A 25,717-nucleotide genomic window follows, 5' to 3' on the forward strand; every position below is an offset into this window, starting at 1 on the left:
CGAAACTACGAGCCGACATGACAGACTTTCGAGCACTGCGCGTCCACCAGATTGAAAAGACCTTGCAGCACCGTTTCGAGCGCCTGAGCCTGGACGACCTGACCGCCGGCGAGGTGGTGATCCGCGTGGCGTACTCCTGCCTCAACTTCAAGGATGCACTGGCGGTCACCGGCAAGAGCCGCATCATGCGTGCGATGCCGCGCGTGGCCGGCATCGATTTGTCCGGCACCGTCGAGTCCAGCAGCGATCCCGCCTATCGGCCTGGCGACGCGGTGCTGGTCACCGGCTGCAACATCGGCGAGTTGCTCGACGGCGGCCTGGCCGAGATGGCGCGGGTGCCGGCCGATGCGGTGGTACCGCTGCCAGCGGGCTTGAGCCTGTTCGAGGCCATGGCCCTGGGCACCGCCGGCTTCACTGCCGGGTTGGGGGTCAAGCGCATGCTGGAGAATCATCAGCGCCCGGACATGGGCCCCATCGTGGTCACCGGCCCCACCGGCGGCGTGGGGTCCATCGCCATCCAGATCCTCAAGTCGGCGGGTTTTGAAGTGGTGGCACTGACCGGCAAGAAAGCTGACGCCGAGGACTATCTCAAGCAGCTCGGCGCCGACGAGATCCTGGATCGCGCCGCGCTGGACCTGGGCAAGAAGCCATTGGAAGCCGCGCGCTTCGGCGGCGCGGTGGACAATCTCGGCGGTGAAACCCTGGCGGGCCTGACGCGCAACATCAAACAGTGGGGCACTATCGCCAGCATCGGTCTGGCGCAGAGCTTCGAGCTCAACACCACCGTCATGCCGTTCATCCTGCGCGGCGTGTCGTTGCTGGGCATCAATTCGGTGGATGTGCCGCGCGCCTGGCGCCTGGACGTATGGAAGCAACTTGCGGGCGATTGGAAACCGCGAAACCTGGACCGCATCGTGCGCCGGACGCTGACGCTCGACGAGGTCCCCGCCGCCTGCGATGAGTTGATGGCTTCGACGGTGCAGGGCCGCTACGTGGTGAAGATCGGCGGCTGACGCGACAAACCGTGGCAAACCGTAGCCTGGAATGAGCGCAGCGAACTCCGGGCTTGGGTCCGATCTGCACGCGACCCGGAATTCGCTAGCGGATCGTTCCAGGCTACGAAGCCTGAATTTTGCGTCTCTGCGCTTCTTTGCGTCTTTGCGTGATTCTTGAGTCGGCGTCCCCGCCCCCCAAAAGCACGGCGCGAGCGTGCGGCGCTTCACAGCGGGCGTTTCGACCGGACTGGTCATCGTCGAACGCAGGTCCATAATGGACTCAGGTCGCGCAGCTGACGCGGCGTGCTTCGGGGACGACGATGAATCAGCATCCAAAAAGGGTTCGCGCGTGGTTGATGGTGGCGCTGCTGGGCTCAGTTGCAGCGCCGCTGCAGGCACAGCTCGACGATCCACGCATCCTGGCGCAGTTCACCAGCCAACTGGAACTGGAGTCGGCGCAGTTCAACGCGCAGGTGTACCGACAGTTGCAGGAACAGTTCGCCTGCAACGACGTCGCCAGTGGCGATCACGCTGACTGCACCGGCAATGTCTTCGGCGTCTGGGAGAACGTGCGCGAACTGGTGCACACCGCCAACGAGATCAACGGCGGCAACGGCCCCACCACCTACAGCCTCAAGCTCGACACCGAAGGCCTGGGCTTTGCACTACGCTGGACCGCGGCCGAGGAGTTCGCGGTGCAGGGTGCGCAGGCCAGCGCCTTCGGTCGTAGCCAGGCAGGTGCGTTGTCCAACCGCATCGCGGCGCTGCGGCGTGGCGCACGTACTACGCGCGTGGCCGGCGCGTTCGCGCCTCGCGAGATGATGGTTGCCAGCACCGAGGCGACCGGCCTGGCAGACAGCGACACCATGCTCGGGGTCGGCAGCTGGAGCGTGTACGCCGATCATGCGTTCGGTTATGGCCGGCGCGAGGACACCACCTTCGCCGGCGGTGTCGAGGACGCCTATGACTTCGATGGCCGCGATACCACCTTCGGTGCCGATTACCGTGCCACTGCGAACTGGGTGTTCGGCGCCATGGGCGGGCACACGCGCAAGCGCAGCGACTTCGACTCGTCGGCCAGCATTGTCGACGCGCGCCTGGAGGCCGACGGCTTCAGCCTGCTCGGTTATGCGCTGTACGAGACCGACATCGGCTACGTGGCGGCCTCGGCCGGACTGCAGTTTCTGGAATTCGACATGACCCGGCGGGTGATCTACCCCTCGTTCAATCCCAGCGTGGCGGCGGTCAACGCCACCGCGCTGAGCGATTCCGACAGCACCGGCTACACGCTCAACGTGGACGCCGGATACGACTGGCGTCGCGGCGCATTCATGCTCGGGCCGTTTGCCAAGCTGCAGTACCAGCGCATCGAGATCGACGGCTTCGACGAAGGCGGGCGTGACGCCGACGGCTTCCAGACCTCCATCCGCGACCAGACCCTGAGTCCGCTGGAGACCGCGCTGGGGCTGCGTGTGCAATACGTGTTGACGCCGTCGTTCGGCGTGGTGGTGCCGTTCGCGCGCGTGCAGCTCAGCAACAGCTTCGATACCGATTCGCGTGACATCGTCGCCGAATATGCCGCGCTGGTGCCGGAGCAGGAGGCCGCCGCCCGGGTTGCCGTGCGCATTCCCACCGAGGAGCTGGACGATACCTTCGGCGCGTTCGCGCTGGGTGCCTCGGTGGTGCTGCCGCGTGGCTGGCAGGGCTACGGCCAATACGAACAGGTCGTCGGTCTCGATGACTTCGACGATGAAACGCTGACCGTGGGAGTTCGCCATGAATTCTGAGTTCGCGTGGCGCAGAGCGCACAAGGCTTCGGGTTGGATTACCGCGCTGTTCGGCGTGGGTCTGCTGGCCGGCTGCGGTGGTCTGAGCGACGTCGGCGAACAAGGTTCGCCGCCACCCAAAGCGGTGTTCACCGCGGTCGGCTACGCCGGCGGCGACATCCAGAACGGCGACATCGCCATCGACGTGCGCGGTGGCTCCGAGGTGCTGCTCAGCGGCCGTGCCAGCGAGTTCCAGACCCTGCCCATCGTCGCCTACCAGATCGAGCCGATGAACGATGCCGCGCAGTCGGCGGCTTTTACCGTGCGCGGCGCTGACGCCATCGCGGTGGTGGTGCCGCCGGCCACGCCGGCTGGCGAGCCGCTGCGCTACCGGCTGACGGTGACCGATGGCGGTGGTACGTCCTCGACCGCCGAGGCCACCTTGCGCCCGGTGCCGGCGCTGGACACCGACGACTATCTGCAATACCGCGGCCGAGCTGCCCGCTTCACCCTGGTGGCCGCCACCGACCAGCCCGCAACCGCGGTGGGCACGTTCGAACTGCGCCTCAAGGCGCGGGTGACGTATTCGGCGCTGGACCGCGCGCGCAAGATTGCGGAATTCGACTTGCTGACCATGGAGGACAGCCGTCGCCTGACGTCGTGCAACGCTCCGGCGGCGCTGTCCGACGATCAGCTCCAGGTGCGCGCAGGGGCATGGAACGCTGGCCCGGACCCGCGCGACACGCAGGGCAACGTGGTGGCGAGCGAAGCGGCGGATGACTACCGCAATCCACGTTTCACCTTCACCGTGCCCGGCTTCAACGCGGATCTGGTCACGCGCCTGTACCAGGCCAATCTGCGCGACCCGGACGTGGACGATCTGATCGGCTGCCTGCCCGACCCGGGTCGGGTCGACGAAGCCGAGATCGAACTCGTCGCCAGCCTCGCCAGCCCCAGCTTGCAGTCTTCCGCGCGCCTGATCCTGGCCGAGGAGCGCAACGGCCAGCCGCTGCTGGCGCCCGCGTCGAACGACGGCAGCGGTGCCCCCACGGTCCTGACCGTGGACGCCGACACCGTCGAGATCCTGCGCCTGGTCGGCGGTGGTATCGAGAACAAGGACACCGCGCGCGCGTATTACGCCGCCATCGATCCGCAGAGCCGCAAGACCACGCTGGAAGACTGGCTGGTCCTGAACTGCTTCGATCCCGACGCCGACGATTACGGCGCTGATGCGCATGCGGTCTACACCAATAACTTCGATCTCGGCTTCGGTCGCGACATGTACATGCGCACGCGCGACTGCGATGCCGATGGCGTCAGCACCGCGCATACCGCCGCGGTGGTCATCAACTATCCGACGGTGGAAGCCGCGGCGAAGAAGGTGGGCGCCTTCCTGGCGGTGGCGATGGAGTACATCGAGGACACCGACCCGACGCAGCCGGGTAACGCCACGTTCTACACCTACGCACCCGATCCCTCGGCAGGCGACCGCCAGGCCGGGTTCGTGCGTGTGCTCAGCGCCAACTTCGACGGCCGCGGCGAGAAATACGTGCCCGGCTCCTGTACCACCTGCCACGGCGGCGCACCGGCGCTGCCCGACCTCGACGATCCGCTGCAGACCTACGCCGGCACCGACGCCAATGTCGGCGCCACCTTCATGCCCTGGGACCTGCAGTCCTTCCTGTTCGTCGATACGCGCGAGGCGCCGGCCATCGTGCCCGAGCCGGGTCTCAACGATGCGTTGCGCGCCAGCCTGACGCGCGCGCAGCAGGAGGCCGAGTTCCGCAAGCTCAACCTGGGTGCCTATCACACCTATGGCCACCGCAGCGTCAACGATCTGTTCACCTGCTTCGACAACTACGCCGGTCCCTGCGAACTGGTGCAGAAATGGTATGGCCAGGATCTGTCCTCGCCGCTGTTCATCGAGGACAGCGCCGACAACGTGCCGGCCGGCTGGTCGGGTTCGGACGCCGACATCGCGCTGTACAACGATGTGTTCGCGCGCCACTGCCGCGCCTGTCACGTGCAGCGCGTCAATGACACTGCGGTTTCCGGCAGCGACCCGCGCTTCTCCAGTGCCAGTTCGTTCCGCCAGGACCCGGCGCTGACCAGTACCTTGTTCGGTGAGGGCTCGATGCCCGGCGCGCGCCTGACCGCTGATCGCCTGTGGCAGTCGGTGGGCGGCGCGCCGTCGGCCGGAAGCCAGCTTGCCGAGTCCATCGGCGAACAGCCTGATCGACTCCCCGGCCAGGCCCTGGCCTGCGCCAACGGGCTGGATGAGGTCACTGCCAATGCGGTGCCGCGCAACCAGGTGCTGAACCTGTCGTCGGCCTGCAGCGAATTCGCCGCCGAGGTGACGTGGACCTTGCTGTCGGTACCCACTGGCAGCGCCACTCAGCTTGCCGGCGCCAGCTCGAACCAAGCGGCGCTGGTGCCGGACGTCGCCGGCAGCTACCGGGTGGCGCTGGACGTGCAGGCTGCCGGCGGCAGCAGTGCGGATCGCGCCGAGTTCACCCTGGTGGTGGATAACCTGCTGCCGCAGGCCGCGGCGCCGCTGGACCTCACCCTGGTGGTTGGCGAGCCGACGACAGTGGACGTGTTGGCGCAGGCGGTGGCGGCTGGCGACCTGCCGACGCAGGTCAGCGTGGTGGCCACCAGCGGTGCGGTCAGCGCCAGTGTCGGCGCCGATCAGGTGCTGGTACTGAGCACCGCTGCGCCAGGCACCGGCGAGGTGCGCTACGCCTTGAGCGATGCCGACGGCGATGTTGCCGAGGGCCTGATCCGCGCCACCGCGGTGGCCGAGGCGCTGGTGGCCAACGCCGTGTTCGGCGACGTCGCTGCCAACAGTCAAGGGAATCTGGAAACCGGCAGCAACGTGTTCGATCTCAGCGATGCGGTCAGCGGCGTCACCCCGCAACTGGCCCTGCGCTTCGACGTGCTGGCCACCCCATCATTGCCGGGGCCGGCCGGTTCGTCCGGTAGCGCGCTGCTGTCCGCGAGTTGCGCGGCGGCCACCGCGGCCGATCCCTGCCTGATCGCCTACACGCCGCCGCCGGCCGTCACCAGCGTGTTCGAGGGGCGTCGCGTGGGGCCGGACGATTCCCTGGTCTATCGCGTGTGCAGGATCGATGCGCCCACGGTGTGCGCCGACGGCACGGTCACCATCGGCATCACCGGCCAGAACGGCTTCGCGCCGGTGGCCGCCGCCATGGTGGCTTCCCCGGGGGCGGCGGGTTGCAATGCCAGCGGCTGCCACGCCCCCACCGAGAATCCCGACCCGAGCTGGGCCATTCCCACCACCGCCAGCGAGAAGGACGCCTGGTGCTCGCTGCGTGCCGGTGACGCCGGCTACAAGTCCGGCACCAACGAAAACGGCGCGCTGCTGGTGGCGCCGGGCGATTTCCTGGCCAGCCTCATGTTCACCAAGCCGCAGGTACTGGTGCCGCACCGCGGCTCGGTCACCGCTGGCGACGCCGCGCTGTATGCGGCGATCCAGGCCTGGGTCGAGGAAGGCGCGTACTACACCGGCGCCGCGGGTCGCGACACCGCCGACGGTCAGGCCTGTCCGTGATGCCGACCCGCCTGCGCGGTCGAACCGGGGTGCTGCTCGCAGCCTTGCTGCTGCCGCCCGGTGTGGTGCTGGCGCAGACCGAGGCGGAGATCGAGAAGTTCTCGCGCGCCGATCTGGAGATCGTCGACTGCCTGCTGCCGGGGCAGGTGCGCCAGCTCGGCAGCCGCACTTACCTGTCGCCGCGTCGCCCGACCATGACCACCGCCAGCGACTGCCGTCTGCGCGGCGGCGAGTACGTGGCGTTTGATCGCGCCAATCTGCAGACCGCGCTGCGCGTTTGGATGGACGCGGCGCAGGGCGGCGATGCCGAGGCGCAGAACCAGGTCGGCGAGATTTTCGAGCGCGGCCTCGGCGGTGAACCCGACTTCGAGGCCGCCGTCCTGTGGTACGGCAAAGCCGCAGAGCAGGGCAACGCCAGCGCCCAGTTCAATCTCGGGTCCATGTACGAGCAGGGTTTGGGCGTGCCGCAGGACCGTCTGCGCGCCTTGAATCTGTATCGCCAGTCCTGGGGCTTGAAGGAAGACGCGCTCATCTACCGGTCCGCGGCATTGCGAGAACAGCAGCAGTTGCGCGAGGAGCTGAGCACCCAAGTGGCCGCGGTCGAGCAGCGGCTTGAGGACAAGGATGCGCAACTCGCGCTGATGCAAACCCAAATAGTCCGGCAAGGAGAAGAGCTGGCACGCGCCGATCAGAAAGCCAGTGAGCGCGAGATGGCCCGCGCGAACGATGAGAGACAGCCTGATCAAAAGCGCAGGGTGTCGTCGATCGGAAATCTTGACGCTCTCGAGCAAGCCGATCTCGCCGTTATGCGGAAGCTGATCGAAAGTTTGCAGGCTGATCGAGACGCTAGTCGCCGCGAGCTCGACGCGCTTCGCGCCCAGGTCGCGGCGTTGCCGGCTGCCGATGCCGATGCCGGTGCCGATGAGCCGCTGTTGCGTACGCCGGGTACGGTCGAAGCGACCAGCCAGATCGACGCCGCTGCGGTCGCACGCGTGCTCGACGGCGTCAGCTTCGGTCGCTATTACGCGCTGGTGATCGGCAACCAGGACTACCAGTTGATGACCAAGCTGCAGACGCCGGGCAACGACGCCGAGCGCGTGGCCAGCGTGTTGCGCGAACAGTACGGATTCACCGTGCAGGTGCTGCAGGATTCCGGTGATATCGCCATGCTGCAGGCGCTCAACGAGCTGAACAAGGTCCTCAGGCCGGAGGATAATTTGTTGATCTATTACGCCGGTCACGGCGTGCGTCTGCAGACGCACCGTATGGAGACCGGCTACTGGCTGCCGGTGAACTCCGAGCCGCCGCCCAAGGACACCTTCTGGATACCCAACGAGCAGATCACCGCCCACATCGCGCGGCTACCGGCCAGACGCGTGCTGATCGTGGCGGATTCCTGCTACGCCGGGCTGTTGTCGCCCGACCCCAGTTATCTGTTTGCTGACGGCAAGAGCGGCTACAGCGCCGAGTACATCAAGTTCAAGCTGCCCAAACGCGCGCGCCTGCTGATCGCCTCTGGCGGCGACCAGCCGGTGCTGGACGGCGGGGGTGACGGGCATTCGGTGTTCGCACGGGCATTCCTGGACGCGCTGCAGAGCAATCGCGGCATCCTGGCCAGTCAACAGTTGTTCAGCGGCATCGTGGATCGCGTTCGGGGCAGCGAGGCGCAGAAGCAGCAAGCCCAGCAGCCGGAGTTCAAGTCCATCAAGGGCGCCGGACACGAGGTCGGAGAATTCTTCTTCGTGCCTACCGCGCTGGCAGGAATCGGCCGGGCTGCGGGCGGGTAGGGCAGGCATGACCGAGCCTGAAACGCCGCGTCCACTTGCGGACGCCACCACCGTGCTCACAGGTACAGGCAACACCACGGTTGCCGCCACGGTGTGCGATACGCCTGCACTTGCTGTGCGCGCCGAACTGGGGCCGGGGTCGGTGCTGCGTGATCGCTTCGAGCTGACCCGGCGACTGGGCGCCGGTGGGATGGGCGTGGTGTTCGGGGCAGTGGACCGGCTCAAGCGCGAGGCCGGTGATCCGCGCCACCACGTCGCCATCAAGCTCCTCAACCGCGAACTGCGCGGACATTCGGTCGCCTTCACCGCTTTGCAGCGCGAGGCCAGCAAGGCCCAGGCCCTGGCACATCCCAATATCGCCACGGTGTACGACTTCGATCAGGCCGATGGCTGGACTTATCTGGTCATGGAGATGCTGCTGGGTCGGCCGCTGAACGAGGTGCTGTTCGAGGCGCGCGACGCGGGACTAGGCCTCAAGCCGGCGCTGCAGATCGTCAAGGGCATCGCCGAAGGCCTGGCGTATGCGCATCGGCGCGGCGTGGTTCACTGCGACCTGAAGCCCGCCAATATTTTTTTTACCGAAGACGGTATCCCCAAGATCCTGGACTTCGGCATCGCACGCACCTTGCCCAGCAGTAGCGCGGCGGCACAGGACGACTTCGACCCCGGCAAGCTCGGCGCTTATACGCCCTCGTATGCGACCGAAGACATGATGTCCGGCGGTGATCCGGACGCCTCGGATGACCTCTATGCGCTGGGCATCATCGCCTACGAACTGCTCAGCGGGCGCCACCCGTTCAATCGAGAGAACGCACGCCGCGCGCGCGAGCAAGGCTTGGTGCCGGCGCGAATCCGCGGGTTGCCGCCGCACCAGTGGCGCGTCCTGGAGCGTTGCCTGGCGTTTGATCGCAAGCCGCGACCCCGGGATGCCTCGGAGTTTCTGAAGCGGTTCTTCCGCAGTGCGGCGCTGCGCAATCTGGCCATCGCCGCGGGGGTCAGCGTGGTCCTGGTCGCCGGCGGCATGGGCTATGTGAACTACCGGCAGGCCGGGCCGGACGTCGCATTTCAGGACCTGCCAGCGGAAACCCGACAGCGGGTGCGCCAGTTGCTGGACGACGGAGCAGGGGAGTGGGCATTTTTTGAACGCGAGGGTGCCGAGTTCGCCGCCTGGTCGTCGCTGGAACTCTATGCCGAGGCCTATGCCCTGCATCCGCGCAATCGGGAGGCCGCGGCGGGTCTTGATCGGGCCGCTGACGCATTGTTGAGGCTGAGCAGCGACGACGCCGGCCGTCAAGCGCAATTGGCCGACGCGCTGGCGCGCAAAAGCGAGTATCTGCGTCGGTATGCGCCGGTCGCCGAGCGGCTGAGTGGTTCCGGACCGTAAACCACGATGGCTGCATCTGATCGCGCCAGGCGACGCAATTCAGGGCGACGGCCCTGAATCTTGAGCTTTGCGCCCTGCTTGCCTATGATTCGCGTCCCCAAAGCCCGCCTTGGCCACCTCACGAAACGAAAAACTGTTTCGCAGGCACCCCGGCGCGGGCTTTGTTTGCCTGTCCGCCGCACCTCAGCGCGGGCAGTTTGACGACTGGCAGGAGAGTGCAGCATCGCCCAAGAACGTGACGACCGGCGCAACGAGCAGATCACCGCCCTCAAAGTGCGCGTGATCGGCGCTGATGGCGAACAGGTAGGCGTCATGATGACGCGCGACGCCATTGCCAAGGCCGCGGATCTGGAGCTTGATCTGGTGGAGGTGTCGCCGAACGCCGATCCGCCGGTCTGCAAGATCATGGACTACGGCAAGTACCTGTATCAGAAGGACAAGGCCCAGCACGCTGCCAAGCGCAAGCAGAAGCAGATCGAGGTCAAGGAAGTGAAGTTCCGGCCGACGACCGAAGAAGCCGATTACCAGACCAAGCTGCGCAACATGACGCGCTTTCTGGAAGAGGGTGACAAGGTCAAGGTCACCATCCGCTATCGCGGACGTGAAATGGCTCACCAGGACCTGGGCATGAAGGTCATGGATCGGGTCAAGGGCGATCTGGTCGAGTTGGCCGTGGTCGAGCAGCACCCCAAGATGGAAGGCCGCCAGGCTGTGATGGTCCTGGGGGCAAAGAAGCGCTAGATGTAGGGCGACGGTAGGTCGGGCTTCAGCCCGACAGCCGTGCCGCCAAGTCGGGCTGAAGCCCGATCTACAACCGAAGAGCAATGGTTGTAATCAAAGTCCCGCGATTCTTCGCGGGCCCGGTCAGCGCCCTGGGCAGGGTTGTGACGCCGGCCATTCAAGACCCGGATCGACCGGGAAGGAGCGAACATGCCCAAGCTGAAAACCATCAAGAGCGCCGCCAAGCGCTTCAAGCGCACCGCCAAGGGCGGTTTCAAGCGCAGCCACGCGCACAAGCGCCATATCCTGACCAAGATGACGGGCAAGCGCATCCGTCAGCTGCGCGGGGTGACCCAGGTCAACGATTCCGACGTACGTGAAGTGAACAAGATGCTGCCGTATTCGTGACGCTTTGCGACCACGACACATTTCACACGTTCAAGAATTCAGGATTGAGGGTTTAAGACATGGCACGAGTCAAAAGGGGCGTTACCGCCCGCGCACGTCACAAGAAACTGCTGAAGAAGGCCAAGGGCTACCAGGGCGCCAAGTCGCGCACTTACCGCGCCGCCAAGCAGCAGGTCATCAAGTCCGGGCAATACGCCTACCGTGATCGTCGGGTCAAGAAGCGCGAGTTCCGCGCCTTGTGGATCCAGCGCATCAACGCCGCCACCAACGAGCTGGGGCTGTCGTACAGCCGCTTCATCGATGGCATGAACAAGGCTGGCGTGGCGCTGGACCGCAAGGTGCTGTCCGACATCGCCATCCACGACAAGCCGGCGTTTGCGGCGCTGGTGGCGCAGGCGAAAGCAGCCCTGGCTTGAGCGATCCGCGTGGCGGCCCGCGTGCTTGGTCGCGGGCCGGCCTGAAGCGAACGAAGGGAAGCTGCGCGCTGCGCTGCTTCCCTTTTTTGTTTGACCAGCGACGTTTTCGGACGTCTGCCATGGGGGATGCATGAGCGACACACTGGAGGCGATCCAGCACGCCGCATTGGCGGAAATTGCTGCCGCTGCCGAAAGCCGCGCGCTGGAACAACTGCGCGTCAATTATCTGGGCAAGAAGGGTCGTGTGACCGAGTTGTTGAAGCAGCTCGGCGCAATGGCCCCGGACGAGCGCAAGGCCTTTGGCGATCGCGTAAACAAGGTCAAGGATCTGATCGCTGCCGCCATCCAGCATCGTTCCACGCAGTTGCTCCAGGCCGAGCTGGCCGCGCGCCTGGCCAGCGAAACGATCGACGTGACCCTGCCCGGTCGAGGCGACGGCGTTGGCGGGTTACATCCGCTGACCCGCACCTTGCAGCGCATCGAGCGCCTGTTCAACGAGCTCGGGTTCGAAACCATGGACGGCCCCGAGATCGAGGACGACTTCCACAATTTCGGCGCGCTCAATATCCCCGAGCTGCATCCCGCGCGGGCGATGCAGGACACCTTTTACGTTGACAATGGCGCGCGCGTGCTGCGCACTCACACCAGTCCGGTGCAGATTCGCACCATGCAGGCGGTGGTCGCTGCGGGCCGCACCCCGCCGATTCGCATCATCTGCCCGGGCCGCGTGTATCGCGTCGATTCGGATCGCACCCACAGCCCGATGTTCCATCAGGTCGAAGGTTTGTACGTGGCCGAAAACGTGCGCTTCTCGGATCTGAAGTACGACTTGCAGACTTTCCTGTCGCGCTTTTTCGAGCAGGACGTCGAAGCGCTGTTCCGGCCTTCGTATTTCCCCTTCGTGGAGCCCGGCGCCGACGTGCATATGCGCTGGCGCGATCCGTCCAAGGGGCCTGATCACCCTGGCCGTTGGCTGGAGCTGCTGGGCTGCGGCATGGTGCATCCGAAGGTGTTCGAAGCCGTGGGGATCGATCCCGAAAAGTACACCGGCTATGCCTTCGGCATGGGCGTGGAGCGTCTGACCATGCTGCGCTACGGGGTCGACGATCTGCGCTTGTTCTTCAACAACGACCTGCGCTTTCTGCGCCAGTTCGCCTGATCCGGAGTCCAAGATGAAACTCAGCGAACAGTGGCTGCGCGAGTGGGTCAATCCGCAGGCGAGCATCGAGCAGATCGCCGATCGCCTGGTCATGGGCGGCCTGGAACTGGAGATCGAGCCGGTCGTGGCGGAGCTGCCGCAGGGCGTCGTGATCGGACGGATTAGTGCCATCGAAGCGCATCCCAATGCCGAGCGTCTGCGCGTATGCGAAGTCGAGGCCGGTGCGGCCGGTCGCCACCGCATCGTCTGCGGCGCCGCCAACGCCCGTAAGGGGATGGTGGCGCCGGTGGCGCTGCCCGGTGCACGGCTGCCGGGCGGGTTCGAGATCAAGGTGTCCAGCCTGCGCGGGGTGGAGTCCGGCGGCATGCTGTGCTCGGCGGCCGAGCTGGGTCTGGCCGAGAAGTCCGACGGATTGTTGGAGCTGGACGCAGATGCGCCGCTGGGCGCTCCGATCGAACAACATCTGGGGCTGGATGATCGCATCCTGAATCTGGAAATCACCCCCAATCGCGGCGATTGTTTCTCGGTGGTGGGTCTGGCACGCGAAGTGGCGGCCTTGTTCGGCGTCAACTTCAACCGGCCCCGGGTCAAGCCGGCGACGGTGGTCGGCGAGCATCGGCATCCGGTGGAAATCGAGAGTCTGACCGACTGTAGTGCTTATGCCGGCCGTGTGGTGTACGACCTCGATGCCCGCGCCCGCACGCCGGACTGGATGCGCGAGCGCCTGCGCCGCAGTGGTCTCCGCGCCATTCAACCGCTGGTGGACATCACCAATTACGTGATGCTGGAAATGGGGCAGCCCATGCACGCCTTCGATGGCGCGCGGCTGTCGGGCGCGGTCAAGGTGCGGCGCGCGCAGGCCGGTGAAACCCTGACTCTGCTCAACGACCAGGAGCTCACGCTGCAGCATCGCGAGTTGCTGATTTGCGACGACAGCGGACCCGTGGCGCTGGCCGGCGTCATGGGCGGCTCGTCCACGGCGGTGTCGTCCTCCACCTCACGCGTGTTCTTCGAAAGCGCCTGCTTTGCAATGAACGCGGTGGCGGGCACCGGCCGCCGCCACAAGCTGGCCTCCGATGCGTTGTACCGCTTCGAACGCGGCGTCGATCCCGACCTGCAACGTCCGGCACTGGAACGCGCGACCGAACTGACCCTGCAGTTATGCGGCGGCGAGGCCGGTCCTATCAGTTTCAGTGGCCGCGCACAGACCGAGCCCGTGCGGCTGAGCCTGCGCCATGCAAGGCTCAACAAGCTGCTGGGTCATGACATTCCTGCCAAGGAAGTCGAAGCCCTGCTGTCCCGTCTGCACATTTCCACCCGCAACGAAGTGGGCGGGACCTGGACCGCGCAGGTGCCTTCGTGGCGCTACGACCTGCGCATCGAGCCCGACCTGATCGAGGAGGTCGCCCGGCTGTACGGCTACGACCGGATTCCCGCGCGGCCATACGCCGCTCATCTGGCCCCGGGACGCCCCAGCGAGACCCTGCGCAGCAGTGCCGAACTCAAGCGCAGCCTGGTGGCGCGCGGCTGGCAGGAGATCGTCTCGCTGGCTTTCGCCGATCGCCAGGTGCAGTCGCTGCTGGCGCCGCAGGTGGAGTCGATTGCACTGGACAATCCGCTTGCCGATAACCTGGGCCAGATGCGCGCCACCCTGTGGTGCGGCCTGATCGATGCCTGGCGTCACAACCACGCGCGTCAGGCGCCACGCCTGCGCCTGTTCGAGGCCGGCGTGTGCTTCGCCCGCGAAGGTGGCGAAATCGTCGAATCGCCGCGGCTGGCCGGCCTGGCCGCGGGCGCGGCGTTCCCGGAGCAGTGGTCGATGCCCGCGCGCGCGGTGGATTTCTTCGACATCAAGGCTGACGTGGACGCGCTCGGCGCCGGAGGGCGTGCGTTCGAGTACCGTGCCGCGCAGCACGCCGCTCTGCATCCGGGACGCTCGGCGCTGATCAGCCTGGACGGTCGGCCGCTGGGCTGGATCGGCGAGCTGCACCCCGCGCTGATCACCAAGCTCGACCTGCCGGCTTCGGCCGTCGTGTTCGAACTGGACGGCGCGGCGTTGCAACGCCAGACCCTGCCGCGAGCGCGGGCCGTGGCCGAATTCCCGGCCTCGCGACGGGATCTGGCGCTGGTGGTGCCCGAAGCGGTTTCGCTGGCGCAGTTGCGCAGTATCGTGCAGGCCGCTGCGCCGGAGATTCTGCGCGAGGTGAGGCTGTTCGACGTGTATCGCGGCGCCAACCTCGGGACTACCTTCAAAAGCATGGCTTTAGGCTTGATTTTCCAAGATTACTCGCGCACCCTAACGGACACGGAAATCGACACGGCTGTCGCCGCCATCCAGACGCGGGCAGCCACGGAATTGGGGGCATCGCTGCGGAGCTGATGTCATAAGGGCAGGGGCGCATAAACGTGGCATTGACCAAGGCCGAGCTGTCGGAAGCACTGTTCGACGAACTGGGTCTCAACAAGCGTGAGGCCAAGGAGTTCGTCGATCTGTTCTTCGAGGAGATTCGCGGGCGCCTCGAAGCCGGAGAAGAGGTCAAGCTGTCCGGCTTCGGCAACTTCGAGCTGCGCAGCAAGAATCAGCGCCCCGGACGCAACCCCAAGACCGGCGAAGAGATTCCCATCTCCGCCCGACGCGTGGTGACGTTCCGACCCGGACAGAAGCTGCGACTCAGGGTGGAACTCGATGCAGGCCGCTGAACTGCCCGCCCCGCTGCCGGAGATTCCGCGCAAGCGCTACTTCGCCATCGGCGAGGTGTCGGAACTGTGTCAGGTCAAGGCGCACGTGCTGCGATACTGGGAACAAGAATTCCCCCAACTCAAGCCGGTCAAGCGGCGCGGCAACCGCCGCTATTACCAGCACGATGACGTGGTGATGGTGCGCCGCATCCGCAGCTTGCTCTACGAGCAGGGATTCACCATCGGTGGTGCGCGGCAGCGCCTCAAGGATCAGCCGCGGACAGCCGGCAGCGTGCCCGACGATGGCGCCGCGGCGGATACCGTTGCGGCGACCAATACGACAGCGGTGGCGGTCGACTCGCGCAGCCGCGAGATACGCCAGGTGCGCGACGAGCTGGAATCGCTGCTCAAATTGCTGCGCTGAGCTTTGCAGGCCGGGGCGCGCAGGCTATGATCGCGCCCCCGTTGGCCGCTCCACTTGTCCGGATCGCGCGAGCGGCGTCTTGTCGATATCGTCGGCAGGCTCACAGTCGGGGCGTAGCGCAGCCTGGTAGCGCACTTCCTTGGGGTGGAAGTGGTCGGAGGTTCAAATCCTCTCGCCCCGACCAATTCTTTTTTCGAGTGTCCCGCCGGTCGGATTCCGGCCCTCGGCATGGCCTCGGGCGCTCCCGCCCTGCCAGAGCCACACTGTGGCTCTGGCTCACCTTCGGCGACCGGGCTGTCGCCCTCTCGCCCCGACCAATTACTCAGCCGCGCGCGGATTTCGTGCGGTCGATATCGGCCTCGCTGATCAGATGCTCGGTGACGTCGCCCATGCGGTTGAAATCCACCGGGCAATGGCGCTGGATCCAGTCGGCCAGGAAGTGGTCGAGTTCGCGTTCGGCCCCGGCGCCGACCCGAGGCCAGTCTTCGGCGGCCTCGCCACAGTCGTCACGCGCGTGTTCCGACAGTTGTTTGACGATGGAGCGCGCGTTGACATAGGTCAGCGGCTGCACCGCGGCAGGTCGGCCGACGAACACGACGTCGCCTGCCTCCAGATCGGCGTGGGTGTCCAGCAGATCGCGCAGGGTGGCGGCATTGAAGTAGTGGCCGTCGAGCGACCACAGGCGGCCGTCGTCGTCCGGGTGCGGTTCGTCGTTCATGGGACCGAGACTAACCCGAACCCGGCGCACGCTACTTCCGGGCGCTCATGTGCTGTGCGCGCCGGCTGTCCGTCGTGGCGGTACCGTCAGGGACGGCCGTCGCTGCTGGAAGCTACGCGGGCGATCCCGTAGGCGAGTGCGGTCCGCGATCAAGATCCGAACATCCAGTACCCCAGGCCCAGCAGCAGGGTGTACTTGAACGCGTAGTAAAGCCGCCGATTCCGGGCCTTGAGCCGCTTGCCGAAACGGCGCAAGGCGTAGACGTGCTTGAAGCCGTAGTTGAGCATGCCCAACGGCTCTCCGGGACGGTTGCGCGAGGCCGACGCCGCGGCCAGCGTACGGCCGACCATGCGGTTGTAGAGGCGCGCCAGCGGGTTGTTGAGCGGACGCTCGACGTCGCAGAACAGGATGATGCGGTGACGGTCGGTGAAGTTCTCGGCGGTGTGGATGTAGGTTTCGTCGAACATCAGATCTTCGCCATCGCGCCAGCTGCGCACTTCGCCGTCGACCACGATGCGGCAGGCATCGTGGTTGGGCGTGATCAGCCCCAGGTGGTAGCGCAGCGAGCCTGCCCAGGGATCGCGGTGCCGCGGCAGCCTGCCTCCCGGCTCCAGCAGCGCGAACATGGCGGCCTTCACGCTGGGGGTCTGTTCCAGCAGCGCGCAGGTCCGCGGGCACAATTCCCGCGCCGAGGGCAGGAAGCTGCCGTACCAGTGAAAGTAGAACCGGCCCCAGCCGTTCTTGAAGAACGAGTTGAAGCCGAGATCGTTGAGATCGTCCGACTTGCCGATCGCGCCGATGCCGTACAGCGCGCGCGCCTCGTCGCGGATGATCTCCCAATGGTCGCGCAGCAGGTTCAGTTCGGGGAAGCTGCGGGGGTCGAGGATGGGTACGCGCGGCGTCCTCGAGAACGCGTAGATCAGCACGTTCAGCGGCGCCACCAGGGTGGAGTGATCGGCCAACTGACGCCAGAAGGTGTGGCGGACCCTGCCGCGCCAGTGCACGTAGGCGGCCACGCAGGCAAACCACAGCAGGGCGATCAGCCATTTGGGCGATGCCAGCATCGGCGCGGTCAGGGTCATGCGATCTCCTCGCGCGGCCCGCGCCGGTCTGCGCCCGGGTCCTGGCCGTGCGCGCCGCGCCGATCCGCAATCGTTCTATTTTTCTCGTGTCGGCGCTGCCGGTGCGCGCGACGATAGGGTGCTCTCAGCCGGGCCGGCGGCGCGGATTCTAACGCTGCGACCGGCGCTGCGAAACGGGTCTCAGCGGCCAGTTGCTGCCATCGGCTCGATCCGGTAGTACGCCTTGGGACCGAGCGCCAGTCGAGGCGTCAGCCAGGCCAACACGGCGGCGGCATCGGCGGCGAAACCGTAGGGTGGATTGACGATCAGCAGGCCGCAGGCGTGGAGGTGTCCTGCCGACGCGACGCCGGTATCCAACAGACACAGCAAAGCGTCTTGCCGCGTGTCGCGCACCGCGCGCCGGGCGAAGCGCTGCGCTTCGTGCGCATTTTTCTGCGGAAACCACGCCGCCTGGATGCCGGCGGCAAAGCGTTGCTGCGCGCTGCGCATGAAGGCGGCGATGCGATCGAACTCGTCGCGCGCCTCGAACGGCGGGTCGATCAGGACCAGTCCGCGTTTTTCCGCCGGCGGCAGCAGGCTGTGCGCCTCGTAGCCGTCGCGCAGGTGCACCACCGCGCCCGGCGCATGCACTCGGAGCTGTTCGGCGATCTCGGGCATGCGCTCGCAGCACACCACGCGATCGCCGGCACGCGCCAGCAGGCTGGCCAGGCGCGGCGAGCCCGGGTAGGGGCGGGTGTGCTCCAACTCGGGGCGCCCGTCCTGCCAGCCAACCAGTTCCAGGTAGCGACGCGCCGTGGGGGGCGTACCCATGTCGGCCCGCAACTTGCCGATGCCCTGCTGCCACTCTCCGGTACGCCCGGCATCACGCGACGCCAGGTTGTAGCTGCCGGCACCGGCGTGTGTGTCCAGATAACACCAGGGCTTGTCCTTGCGGCTGAGTGCCTGCAGCAGACCCACCAGCAGCACGTGCTTGAACACATCGGCGAAATTGCCCGCGTGGAACAGGTGACGGTAGTGCATGCAGAACGCGCGGTCGGGTCGGAGGGGCAGAATGCCACGCGCACACGGCGGTCGCGGCAGCGGGGTGTTGCCATGATTGAATTCCACGCCGGCCTCGCGGAAGCTTGTTGTGCCAGCCTTGCGGCGGCCGCGAGCGGTACCGGCACGGCGCGTCTGGCCGACGATGCGATCCGTGGCGCGGATTCCGGGATCGCCGCAAGCCAATAAATCACTATCTGGGAGTCGTGCATGAGTGCCAGCGCTGACAGCGTCAGCCAGTCCGCCGCGCCGGTCGAGAGAACCGAACAGCGCCGGGTGATCCTTGCCTCGTCGTTGGGCACGGTGTTCGAGTGGTACGACTTTTTCCTCTACGCCACTTTGGCGCCGTTCTTTGCCGCGCTGTTCTTTCCGCCCGGCAACGAGACTGCGGCGCTGTTGTCGGCATTTGCTACTTACGCTGCAGGGTTTCTGGTGCGTCCTTTCGGCGCGCTGGTGTTTGGGCGGCTCGGCGATATCGTGGGGCGCAAGTACACCTTTCTGATCACCATCGTGGTCATGGGCGTGGCCACCGCGGCGGTCGGCTTTCTGCCGACCTACGAGGCGATCGGGATCGCTGCACCGATCATCCTGGTGACTCTGCGCCTGCTGCAGGGTCTGGCGCTGGGCGGGGAATACGGAGGCGCCGCAACCTACGTGGCGGAGCATGCGCCGGACCACAGGCGCGGGTACGCGACCAGCTGGATCCAGCTCACCGCCACCATCGGTTTCTTCCTGTCATTGCTGATCATCGGCGGCTGCCGCCTGTTGCTCGATAAGGAAAGCTTTGCCGAATGGGGCTGGCGCATTCCCTTTCTTGTGTCGATCGCGCTGCTGGTGGTTTCGGTCTATATCCGCCTGAAGCTCAACGAGTCGCCTTTGTTCCAGAAGATGAAGGCGGAGGGACGCGGTTCAAAAAGCCCGCTCACCGACAGCTTTCTGCGCTATCCGAACAACAAGTACGTGCTGCTTTCTCTGCTCGGCGGTACGGCTGGGCAGGGCGTGGTCTGGTACACGGGCCAGTTCTACGTGCTGTTCTTTTTGACCATCACGCTCAAGCTGGATTACCTGGTCACCTACATCCTGCTGTCGGTATCGCTGCTGATCGCCGCGCCGTTCTTCATCGTGTTCGGGGCGCTGTCGGATCGCATCGGTCGGCTCAAGATCATCCTCGGAGGATGCCTGCTGGCTGCACTGACCTACATCCCGATCTTCCAGGCCCTGACCCACACCGTGAATCCCGCCCTTGCCGAGTACATCGAACGGACGCCCATCAGCGTGTCGGCGAGCGACTGCAGCTTCCATATCTTCGTGCTACCGGGGACGCGCTTCAGCGACTGCGACAAAGCCAAGGATTTCCTTACCAAGTCGGGCCTGTCGTTCGAATCGCGACCCGCGGAAGGACAGGCCACGGTGGTGACCCGCATCGGCGACGTGGTGCTGGAGGGCTGGGACGAGGCGGCCTACAAATCGGTGCTGGCCGAAAGCGGTTACCCGACAACGGCCGATCCGGAGCGCGTCAACTACCCGGTGACCCTGCTGCTGATGACCATCCTGGTGCTTTACGCCACCATGGTCTACGGGCCTATCGCAGCGTGGTTGGTGGAACTGTTTCCGACCCAGATCCGATACACATCGATGAGCCTGCCGTACCACATCGGCAACGGTTGGTTCGGCGGCATGCTGCCTTTGCTGGCCACCGCCATGGTTGCGGCCTCCGGAAACATCTACTTCGGACTGTGGTATCCCATCGGCGTGGCGCTGATGACGGTGGTGGTGGGCGTGCTGTTCCTGCGCGACAGCGACCACCGCTCGCTGAACTGAACGCGGTGCGGTCGAAAGCCGGCACGCTGTGTGCAAAACCACCCGCGGTGGTGGCGTGACGGCGAGCGTCGTGGCCTATATTCCGCCGCAGCAGACATTCGAATGGAGGAGCATCGATGAGCAGTGATATCCAGTCCGTGCTGACCGAGGCGCGCCTGTTCCCGCCGTCCGCGGAATTTGCCGGCAAGGCGCGGCTCAACGCCGATTCGCTGGCGGCGCTCAAGGAGCTGGCGGCCAAGGATCCGGTCGGCTTCTGGGCCGAACTCGCACGCAAGGAGCTGGCGTGGCAAACACCGTTCGAGACCGTGCTCGACGACAGCGACGCCCCGAACTACCGCTGGTTCTCGGATGGCCGTACCAATGCCTCGGCCAACTGCCTGGACCGGCACCTGGCCAAGCACGGCGACAAGATCGCCATCCGCTTCGAGGGCGAGAAAGGCGATGCCCGCAACTGGACCTACCGGCAACTGCACACCGAGGTGTGCAAGCTCGCCAACGGGCTGAAGTCGCTGGGTATCGTCAAGGGCGATCGCGTGGTGATCTACATGCCGCACACGCCCGAAGCGGTGATTGCCATGCAGGCATGCGCGCGCATCGGCGCGATCCACTCGATCGTGTTCGGGGGCTTCTCCGCAGGCTCTTTGCGCGATCGCATCGAAGACGCCGGCGCCCGGCTGGTGATCACCGCCGACGGCGGCACCCGCGGCGGCAATATCGTCGAGCTCAAGAAGGCGGTGGACGATGCACTCGACTCCGGCTGCAAGACCTTGGAGAAAGTCGTCGTTTATCGGCGTACCGGGCACGAGGTGGCGTTCCAGGCCGGGCGCGATCTTTGGTGGCACGAACTGACCGTGACGCAGTCCGAGCAATGCGACCCCGAGTGGGTCGAGTCCGAGCACCCGCTGTTCGTGCTCTACACCAGCGGCTCCACCGGCAAGCCCAAGGGTATTCAGCACTCCACCGGCGGATATCTGCTGGGGGCGCACATGACCAGCCAGTGGGTGTTCGACCTGCAGGATTCCGACGTATTCTGGTGCACCGCGGACGTCGGCTGGATCACCGGCCACAGCTATGTCTGCTACGGCCCCCTATCCAACGGCGCCACCATCCTGATCTACGAAGGGGCGCCGACGGTTCCGGACGCGGGGCGTTTCTGGAAGATCGCGCAGGAACACGGCGTCACCATTTTCTACACCGCGCCGACGGCGATCCGCGCGCTGATGAAGCTGGGCGATCATTGGCCGGCGAAGTACGATCTTTCGAAGCTGCGCCTGCTCGGCAGCGTCGGCGAGCCGATCAATCCCGAGGCCTGGATGTGGTACCACCGCGTCATCGGCAAGGAGAAGCTGCCGATCGTCGATACCTGGTGGCAGACCGAAACCGGCGCCATCATGATGAGTCCGATTCCTGGCGCAACCCCCACCAAGCCGGGCTCCTGCACGCAGCCGCTGCCCGGCATCTTCGCGGATGTCGTCGACGAAGCCGGCGAGCCGGTCAAGGGTACCGAGGCGGGTGGATATCTGGTGATCACCCAACCCTGGCCGTCGATGCTGCGCACCATATGGGGCGACAACGAGCGCTACATCAAGACCTACTACGGCCAGTTTCCGGGCAAGCAAGCTGACACCGCTGGCGGCGGCGCCAAGCCATGGTTGTATGTCGCAGGCGACAGCACGCACCGCGACAAGGACGGCTATTACTGGATCATGGGCCGTATCGACGACGTGCTGAACGTCTCCGGCCACCGTCTGGGCACCATGGAAATCGAAAGCGCGCTGGTCAGCCATCCGCGCGTGGCGGAAGCCGCCGTGGTGGGGCGTCCGCACGAGGTCAAGGGGGAAAGCGTTTTCGCCTTTGTCACCTGCAAGGGCGCACGCCCGCAGGGCGACGCGGCCGAAGCGCTGATCAAGGAACTGCGCGCGCACGTCGGCAAGGAGATCGGCGCGCTGGCCAAGCCCGACGACATCCGCTTTGCGGACAATCTTCCGAAGACCCGCAGCGGCAAGATCATGCGGCGGCTGCTGCGCTCCATCGCCAAGGGCGAAGAGATCACCCAGGACGTCTCCACGCTGGAAAACCCTGGCATCGTGTCGCAGTTGCAGGGCAAGGCCTGAGGGCAGGGCGGGTTTGCAGTCTGGCGTGTTTGAGCTCCGGCGGGTGATCTGAGCGAAAACGATGAAGGCGGCCAACGGCCGCCTTCATCGGGGACAGACGGCGGTCCGGTGTCGGCTACTTGCCCTTCTTTTCCTTCTTCTCCGCTTTCTTCTCCTTGGCCGTCTTCAACGGTTTTTTCTTCTCGTTCTTCTTGGCGTTCATACCCTTGGCCATGGCGCTACTCCGGTCGACACGCCCGGAAATCGAGCGCACGCCTCTTCATACACTGCGCCGGTCGCGTTGAATAGCGGCAATCGTCGCCGCGTCGTGCCGGCCGCGGATTTGCGTGGTCCTGCATTCTGCACGCGACCTTGCATCGACGGCGCAGGGAACCCGCCGCGCGCCAGCTGGCTCTGAAGGGTTCGCATCGTGCCGCGTGCGGCGTAGGCTCTGCGCACCCGAGCAACGCGTCCGTACGTCAAGGAACCCCATGCCCCGCAACGCCTTGTACGCGCAGTCCGGCGGTGTCACCGCCGTCATCAACGCCTCCGCGCAGGGCGTCATCGAGGCTGCCCGCGCTGCGCCGGACCGGATCGGCAAGCTGTTCGCCGCACGCGACGGCATCGTCGGCGTGCTGGCCGAGGAACTGGTCGACACCGGTGCCGAGTCGGTGGAGACGGTCGCGGCGTTGCGCCATACCCCCGGCGGCGCCTTCGGCTCCTGCCGCTACAAGCTGGGGTCGCTGGAGAAACATCGCGCGCATTACGAACGCCTGATCGAGGTATTTCGCGCCCACGATATCGGCATCTTTTTCTACAACGGCGGTGGCGATTCCGCCGATACCTGCCTCAAGGTGGGTCGAATCAGCCAACAGCTCGGTTATCCGCTGCAGGCCATTCACATCCCCAAGACCATGGACAACGACCTGCCGCACACGGACTGCTGTCCGGGTTTCGGCAGCGTGGCCAAGTACACCGCGGTGTCGATCCGGGAAGCCGGGGTGGATCTGGCGTCCATGGCGCGCACCTCGACCCAGGTGTTCATCCTGGAGGTGATGGGCCGCCATGCCGGCTGGACCGCCGCTGCCGGCGGGCTGGCAGCCGAGTCCGTCGGCGATGCGCCGCAGCTGATCCTGTTCCCGGAAGTGGCCTTTGACGAGGCACGCTTCCTAGCCGCGGTGGCCCACAACGTGCGCCACTACGGGCACTGCGCCATGGTCGTCAGCGAGGGCCTGCGCACGGCGGGGGGCGAGTTCCTGGCCGAAGCCGGCGGGCGCGACGCCTTCGGGCACGCCCAGCTCGGCGGCGTGGCGCCGCTGCTGGCGGACAAGATCAAGGCGGCATTGCGCTGCAAGGTTCATTACGCGCAGTCGGACTACCTGATGCGCTCCGCCCGCCACGTCGCCTCCAAGGTGGACCTGGATCAGGCCTATGCGGTCGGTCGCGCGGCGGTGGAAATTGCGGCGCAAGGGCGTGGTGGGGTGATGGTGTCGATCGTGCGTACCGCGGACCAGCCCTACGCGTGGTCGCTGGCCGAAGTGGCGCTGACCGAAGTCGCCAACGTCGAGCGCAAGATGCCCAGCGAATTCATCCGCGAGGACGGTTTTCACATCACCGCGGCCTGCAGGAAATACCTGCTGCCGCTGATCGAGGGCGAAGAGCCCCCGCCTTTTCGCAACGGGCTGCCGCAGTTCGCGCGCTTGAAGTTGCAAGCGGTGCCGGCGCGCACCGGCAAAACCTTCGACTGGCAGTCCGGGACCTGATCCGGATCACCCGGAAGGGCACGACCTAGGGATTCTCTGATTTACCTCTCGAAGTTGCACGCTGTTTGCGTTTCAATCTGGAACGGACAGACGGATGACTTTGATGAAGCAACAGAGCCTGGGCAGTGGATTTGAGAAGTACGCGCGCACGACCAAGCGGGCGCGCTTCCTGGAGCAGATGGACTCGGTGATGCCGTGGTCCTCGCTGTGCGAGGTGATCGAGCCGTATTACTTCAAGGATACCGGCAGCGGCGGACGGCCACCGATAGCACTGGAGCGGATGCTGCGGATCTACTTTCTGCAGCAGTGGTTCGATCTGTCGGACCCGGCGGCCGAGGAGGCCTTGTACGACTCGGCGTCGATGCGCCGTTTTGCGGGGATTGACCTGGGCCTGGAGGCGCCGCCGGACGAAACCACGATCTGCAAGTTCCGCCACCTGCTGGAGCGCAACACCCTGGGCAAGCCGCTGTTTGACCAGGTCCAGCGCTACCTTCAGGAGCAGGGCTTCAAGATCAGCAAAGGGACGATCGTGGATGCCACGATCATTGGCGCGCCGAGTTCGACCAAGAATCAGCAACAGCAGCGCGATCCCGAGATGCACCAGACCAAGAAAGGCAACCAGTGGTACTTCGGCATGAAGGCGCACGTGGGTGTCGACAGCCGGACCCGGCTGATTCATTCGGTACAAGCCACGGCGGCGAACGTGGCCGACTGCCGGGTATTGCCGGAACTGCTGCACGGCCAGGAGACGCGGGTGTGGGGTGATCAGGCGTATCGCGGTCAGGGCAGCGTCATTCGTGAGAAGGCCCCGCAGGCGCTGGATTTCACCAACCGGCGCTACCGTCTCAAGGGCGTCATCGACGAATCAGAGCGGGCGAAGAACCGGACCAAGTCCAAGGTGCGCGCCAAGGTCGAGCACGTCTTTGCGGTGATCAAGCTGCGCTTCGGTTTTACCAAGGTCCGCTACCGCGGTCTGGCGAAGAACCTGCACCGGCTGCAGGTGACCTGCGCGCTGGCCAACCTGTACCTGGCGCGCGCTCAATTGATGAAGCTGCAGCAGGCGTAATCCGCCTGCTGCACAGCGATTGAGGCCGAAAGGCCAAGAAACGAGGCATCCGAGGCGATCCAAGCACCCATAATTCGGATTTCTTATCGGCTTGGGGCGCCAGTCACCAGGTAAATCAGAGAATCCCTAGCTGCAGGGGCTCCTACACTGTTGCAGCATGGACGTCTGTTCATCCACCCGGTATCCACGCATGAAATTCTACGATTGCACCATTGCCCCCAGCCCGCGCCGCGTCCGCATCTTCATGGCGGAAAAGGGCATCCAGATCGACACCGCGCAGGTGGACCTGCTCAACGGCGAGAACCTCAAGCCGGAGTTCCTCAAGATCAATCCGCGCGGCGTGGTGCCGGTGCTGCAACTGGACGACGGTACCTGTATCGACGAAACCGTGCCGATCTGCCGCTACCTGGAGGAGCTGTACCCCGATCCGCCGCTGATGGGCCACGACGCCAAGTCGCGCGCGGTGATCGCCTCGCGCACCCGGCACATGGAAATGGACGGCTTCCTCTGCGGCGCCGAGGCTTTTCGCAATTCCACCCCGGGGTTCGCTGATCGTGGCATCCCTGGAGTGACCGGGGTACCGGCCATCCCGCAGCTCGCCGAGCGTGGCCGCGCCGGACTGCTGCGATTCTTCGATCAGCTGGAGCGGGTGCTGTCGCAGGGTCCATATATTGCCGGCGACACGTTCAGCATCGCCGACATCACCGCGCTGTGCGTGGTGGACTTCGCCGGTTGGGTCAAGCTGGGCTTGTCGGACTCGCATCCCAACGCGCGTAAGTGGTACGGTTCCGTATCGTCCCGACCCAGTGCCAAGGCCTGAAGCGGAC

General features: G+C 65.6%; 21 protein-coding genes and 1 tRNA gene. 19 read left to right on the forward strand and 3 right to left on the reverse strand.

Annotated features, from left to right (window positions below; genetic code table 11):
- Positions 1-17: 17 nt before the first annotated feature.
- From ACOOHP_RS20320 to ACOOHP_RS20380, 13 genes are all read left to right on the forward strand, one after another.
- Entirely contained in the window at positions 18-1,013 is a 996-nt protein-coding gene (locus tag ACOOHP_RS20320; RefSeq protein WP_420468297.1) for a YhdH/YhfP family quinone oxidoreductase, read from the forward strand.
- 302 nt (positions 1,014-1,315) lie between these two features.
- Complete coding sequence (locus tag ACOOHP_RS20325; protein ID WP_420468298.1) at positions 1,316-2,782, forward strand: autotransporter domain-containing protein; 1,467 nt, start codon at positions 1,316-1,318, stop codon at positions 2,780-2,782.
- A complete protein-coding gene (locus ACOOHP_RS20330) occupies positions 2,772-6,332 on the forward strand; it encodes a hypothetical protein (RefSeq protein ID WP_420468299.1) in 3,561 nt (1,186 codons plus the stop codon). The genes ACOOHP_RS20325 and ACOOHP_RS20330 overlap by 11 nt, the downstream gene beginning before the upstream one ends.
- Complete coding sequence (locus ACOOHP_RS20335) at positions 6,332-8,119, forward strand: caspase family protein (protein ID WP_420468759.1); 1,788 nt, start codon at positions 6,332-6,334, stop codon at positions 8,117-8,119. The genes ACOOHP_RS20330 and ACOOHP_RS20335 overlap by 1 nt, the downstream gene beginning before the upstream one ends.
- A 7-nt stretch (positions 8,120-8,126) precedes the next feature.
- A complete protein-coding gene (locus ACOOHP_RS20340; RefSeq protein WP_420468300.1) occupies positions 8,127-9,503 on the forward strand; it encodes a serine/threonine-protein kinase in 1,377 nt (458 codons plus the stop codon).
- Between the two features lie 204 nt (positions 9,504-9,707).
- The gene (gene infC / locus ACOOHP_RS20345; RefSeq protein WP_420468760.1) at positions 9,708-10,244 is read left to right on the forward strand and encodes a translation initiation factor IF-3; all 537 of its coding nucleotides are present in this window, start codon (positions 9,708-9,710) and stop codon (positions 10,242-10,244) included.
- A 189-nt stretch (positions 10,245-10,433) separates the two neighbouring features.
- Positions 10,434-10,631 (forward strand): 50S ribosomal protein L35, encoded by a 198-nt coding sequence (gene rpmI, locus ACOOHP_RS20350; protein ID WP_420468301.1) that lies wholly within the window; start codon positions 10,434-10,436, stop codon positions 10,629-10,631.
- 59 nt (positions 10,632-10,690) lie between these two features.
- The gene (rplT, locus tag ACOOHP_RS20355) at positions 10,691-11,047 is read left to right on the forward strand and encodes a 50S ribosomal protein L20 (RefSeq protein ID WP_420468302.1); all 357 of its coding nucleotides are present in this window, start codon (positions 10,691-10,693) and stop codon (positions 11,045-11,047) included.
- 130 nt (positions 11,048-11,177) lie between these two features.
- Positions 11,178-12,206, forward strand: coding sequence for a phenylalanine--tRNA ligase subunit alpha (gene pheS / locus ACOOHP_RS20360; RefSeq protein ID WP_420468303.1), 1,029 nt, complete (start codon positions 11,178-11,180; stop codon positions 12,204-12,206).
- A 13-nt stretch (positions 12,207-12,219) separates the two neighbouring features.
- A complete protein-coding gene (gene pheT / locus ACOOHP_RS20365) occupies positions 12,220-14,586 on the forward strand; it encodes a phenylalanine--tRNA ligase subunit beta (RefSeq protein ID WP_420468304.1) in 2,367 nt (788 codons plus the stop codon).
- A gap of 26 nt (positions 14,587-14,612) precedes the next feature.
- Entirely contained in the window at positions 14,613-14,906 is a 294-nt protein-coding gene (ihfA, locus tag ACOOHP_RS20370; RefSeq protein ID WP_420468305.1) for an integration host factor subunit alpha, read from the forward strand.
- Positions 14,893-15,309 (forward strand): MerR family transcriptional regulator, encoded by a 417-nt coding sequence (locus ACOOHP_RS20375; protein ID WP_420468306.1) that lies wholly within the window; start codon positions 14,893-14,895, stop codon positions 15,307-15,309. The genes ihfA and ACOOHP_RS20375 overlap by 14 nt, the downstream gene beginning before the upstream one ends.
- 107 nt (positions 15,310-15,416) lie before the next feature.
- Positions 15,417-15,493 (forward strand) — tRNA-Pro (locus tag ACOOHP_RS20380).
- A gap of 138 nt (positions 15,494-15,631) precedes the next feature.
- On the opposite strand, the gene ACOOHP_RS20385 is transcribed toward ACOOHP_RS20380, so the two are convergent.
- The 3 genes from ACOOHP_RS20385 to ACOOHP_RS20395 all read right to left on the reverse strand — a co-directional run bounded on the left by ACOOHP_RS20385 (position 15,632) and on the right by ACOOHP_RS20395 (position 18,129).
- A complete protein-coding gene (locus tag ACOOHP_RS20385; RefSeq protein WP_420468307.1) occupies positions 15,632-16,027 on the reverse strand; it encodes a hypothetical protein in 396 nt (131 codons plus the stop codon).
- 149 nt (positions 16,028-16,176) lie between these two features.
- On the reverse strand, positions 16,177-17,109 hold the full coding sequence (locus ACOOHP_RS20390; protein WP_420468308.1) for an aspartyl/asparaginyl beta-hydroxylase domain-containing protein: 933 nt from the start codon (positions 17,107-17,109) through the stop codon (positions 16,177-16,179).
- Positions 17,110-17,289: 180 nt separating this feature from the next.
- On the reverse strand, positions 17,290-18,129 hold the full coding sequence (locus ACOOHP_RS20395; RefSeq protein WP_420468309.1) for a 23S rRNA (adenine(2030)-N(6))-methyltransferase RlmJ: 840 nt from the start codon (positions 18,127-18,129) through the stop codon (positions 17,290-17,292).
- Positions 18,130-18,201: 72 nt separating this feature from the next.
- On the opposite strand from ACOOHP_RS20395, the gene ACOOHP_RS20400 reads away from it, so the two are divergent.
- The 6 genes from ACOOHP_RS20400 to ACOOHP_RS20425 all read left to right on the forward strand — a co-directional run bounded on the left by ACOOHP_RS20400 (position 18,202) and on the right by ACOOHP_RS20425 (position 25,710).
- Positions 18,202-18,336, forward strand: coding sequence for a hypothetical protein (locus ACOOHP_RS20400; protein WP_420468310.1), 135 nt, complete (start codon positions 18,202-18,204; stop codon positions 18,334-18,336).
- Between the two features lie 21 nt (positions 18,337-18,357).
- Positions 18,358-19,968 (forward strand): MFS transporter, encoded by a 1,611-nt coding sequence (locus ACOOHP_RS20405; protein WP_420468311.1) that lies wholly within the window; start codon positions 18,358-18,360, stop codon positions 19,966-19,968.
- 116 nt (positions 19,969-20,084) lie between these two features.
- Entirely contained in the window at positions 20,085-22,082 is a 1,998-nt protein-coding gene (gene acs / locus ACOOHP_RS20410) for an acetate--CoA ligase (RefSeq protein ID WP_420468312.1), read from the forward strand.
- 470 nt (positions 22,083-22,552) lie between these two features.
- Positions 22,553-23,824 (forward strand): 6-phosphofructokinase, encoded by a 1,272-nt coding sequence (locus ACOOHP_RS20415; RefSeq protein WP_420468313.1) that lies wholly within the window; start codon positions 22,553-22,555, stop codon positions 23,822-23,824.
- 103 nt (positions 23,825-23,927) lie between these two features.
- The gene (locus ACOOHP_RS20420; protein ID WP_420464632.1) at positions 23,928-24,890 is read left to right on the forward strand and encodes an IS5 family transposase; all 963 of its coding nucleotides are present in this window, start codon (positions 23,928-23,930) and stop codon (positions 24,888-24,890) included.
- Between the two features lie 190 nt (positions 24,891-25,080).
- Complete coding sequence (locus ACOOHP_RS20425; protein ID WP_420468314.1) at positions 25,081-25,710, forward strand: glutathione S-transferase family protein; 630 nt, start codon at positions 25,081-25,083, stop codon at positions 25,708-25,710.
- Positions 25,711-25,717: the final 7 nt, after the last annotated feature.

Source organism: Panacagrimonas sp. (genome assembly GCF_965216805.1).
In the GTDB taxonomy this organism is placed as follows: Bacteria; Pseudomonadota; Gammaproteobacteria; order Nevskiales; family Nevskiaceae; genus Panacagrimonas.

Excerpts from the sequence above, each read along its gene's own strand:
- ACOOHP_RS20320 (WP_420468297.1), top strand. The coding sequence starts at position 18 with ATGACAGACTTTCGAGCACTGCGCGTCCACCAGATTGAAAAGACCTTG.
- ACOOHP_RS20325 (WP_420468298.1), top strand. The coding sequence starts at position 1,316 with ATGAATCAGCATCCAAAAAGGGTTCGCGCGTGGTTGATGGTGGCGCTG.
- ACOOHP_RS20330 (WP_420468299.1), top strand. The coding sequence starts at position 2,772 with ATGAATTCTGAGTTCGCGTGGCGCAGAGCGCACAAGGCTTCGGGTTGG.
- ACOOHP_RS20335 (WP_420468759.1), top strand. The coding sequence starts at position 6,332 with ATGCCGACCCGCCTGCGCGGTCGAACCGGGGTGCTGCTCGCAGCCTTG.
- ACOOHP_RS20340 (WP_420468300.1), top strand. The coding sequence starts at position 8,127 with ATGACCGAGCCTGAAACGCCGCGTCCACTTGCGGACGCCACCACCGTG.
- rpmI (WP_420468301.1), top strand. The coding sequence starts at position 10,434 with ATGCCCAAGCTGAAAACCATCAAGAGCGCCGCCAAGCGCTTCAAGCGC.
- rplT (WP_420468302.1), top strand. The coding sequence starts at position 10,691 with ATGGCACGAGTCAAAAGGGGCGTTACCGCCCGCGCACGTCACAAGAAA.
- pheS (WP_420468303.1), top strand. The coding sequence starts at position 11,178 with ATGAGCGACACACTGGAGGCGATCCAGCACGCCGCATTGGCGGAAATT.
- pheT (WP_420468304.1), top strand. The coding sequence starts at position 12,220 with ATGAAACTCAGCGAACAGTGGCTGCGCGAGTGGGTCAATCCGCAGGCG.
- ACOOHP_RS20375 (WP_420468306.1), top strand. The coding sequence starts at position 14,893 with ATGCAGGCCGCTGAACTGCCCGCCCCGCTGCCGGAGATTCCGCGCAAG.
- ACOOHP_RS20385 (WP_420468307.1), bottom strand. The coding sequence starts at position 16,027 with ATGAACGACGAACCGCACCCGGACGACGACGGCCGCCTGTGGTCGCTC.
- ACOOHP_RS20390 (WP_420468308.1), bottom strand. The coding sequence starts at position 17,109 with ATGACCCTGACCGCGCCGATGCTGGCATCGCCCAAATGGCTGATCGCC.
- ACOOHP_RS20395 (WP_420468309.1), bottom strand. The coding sequence starts at position 18,129 with ATGCACTACCGTCACCTGTTCCACGCGGGCAATTTCGCCGATGTGTTC.
- ACOOHP_RS20400 (WP_420468310.1), top strand. The coding sequence starts at position 18,202 with ATGATTGAATTCCACGCCGGCCTCGCGGAAGCTTGTTGTGCCAGCCTT.
- ACOOHP_RS20405 (WP_420468311.1), top strand. The coding sequence starts at position 18,358 with ATGAGTGCCAGCGCTGACAGCGTCAGCCAGTCCGCCGCGCCGGTCGAG.
- acs (WP_420468312.1), top strand. The coding sequence starts at position 20,085 with ATGAGCAGTGATATCCAGTCCGTGCTGACCGAGGCGCGCCTGTTCCCG.
- ACOOHP_RS20415 (WP_420468313.1), top strand. The coding sequence starts at position 22,553 with ATGCCCCGCAACGCCTTGTACGCGCAGTCCGGCGGTGTCACCGCCGTC.
- ACOOHP_RS20420 (WP_420464632.1), top strand. The coding sequence starts at position 23,928 with ATGAAGCAACAGAGCCTGGGCAGTGGATTTGAGAAGTACGCGCGCACG.
- ACOOHP_RS20425 (WP_420468314.1), top strand. The coding sequence starts at position 25,081 with ATGAAATTCTACGATTGCACCATTGCCCCCAGCCCGCGCCGCGTCCGC.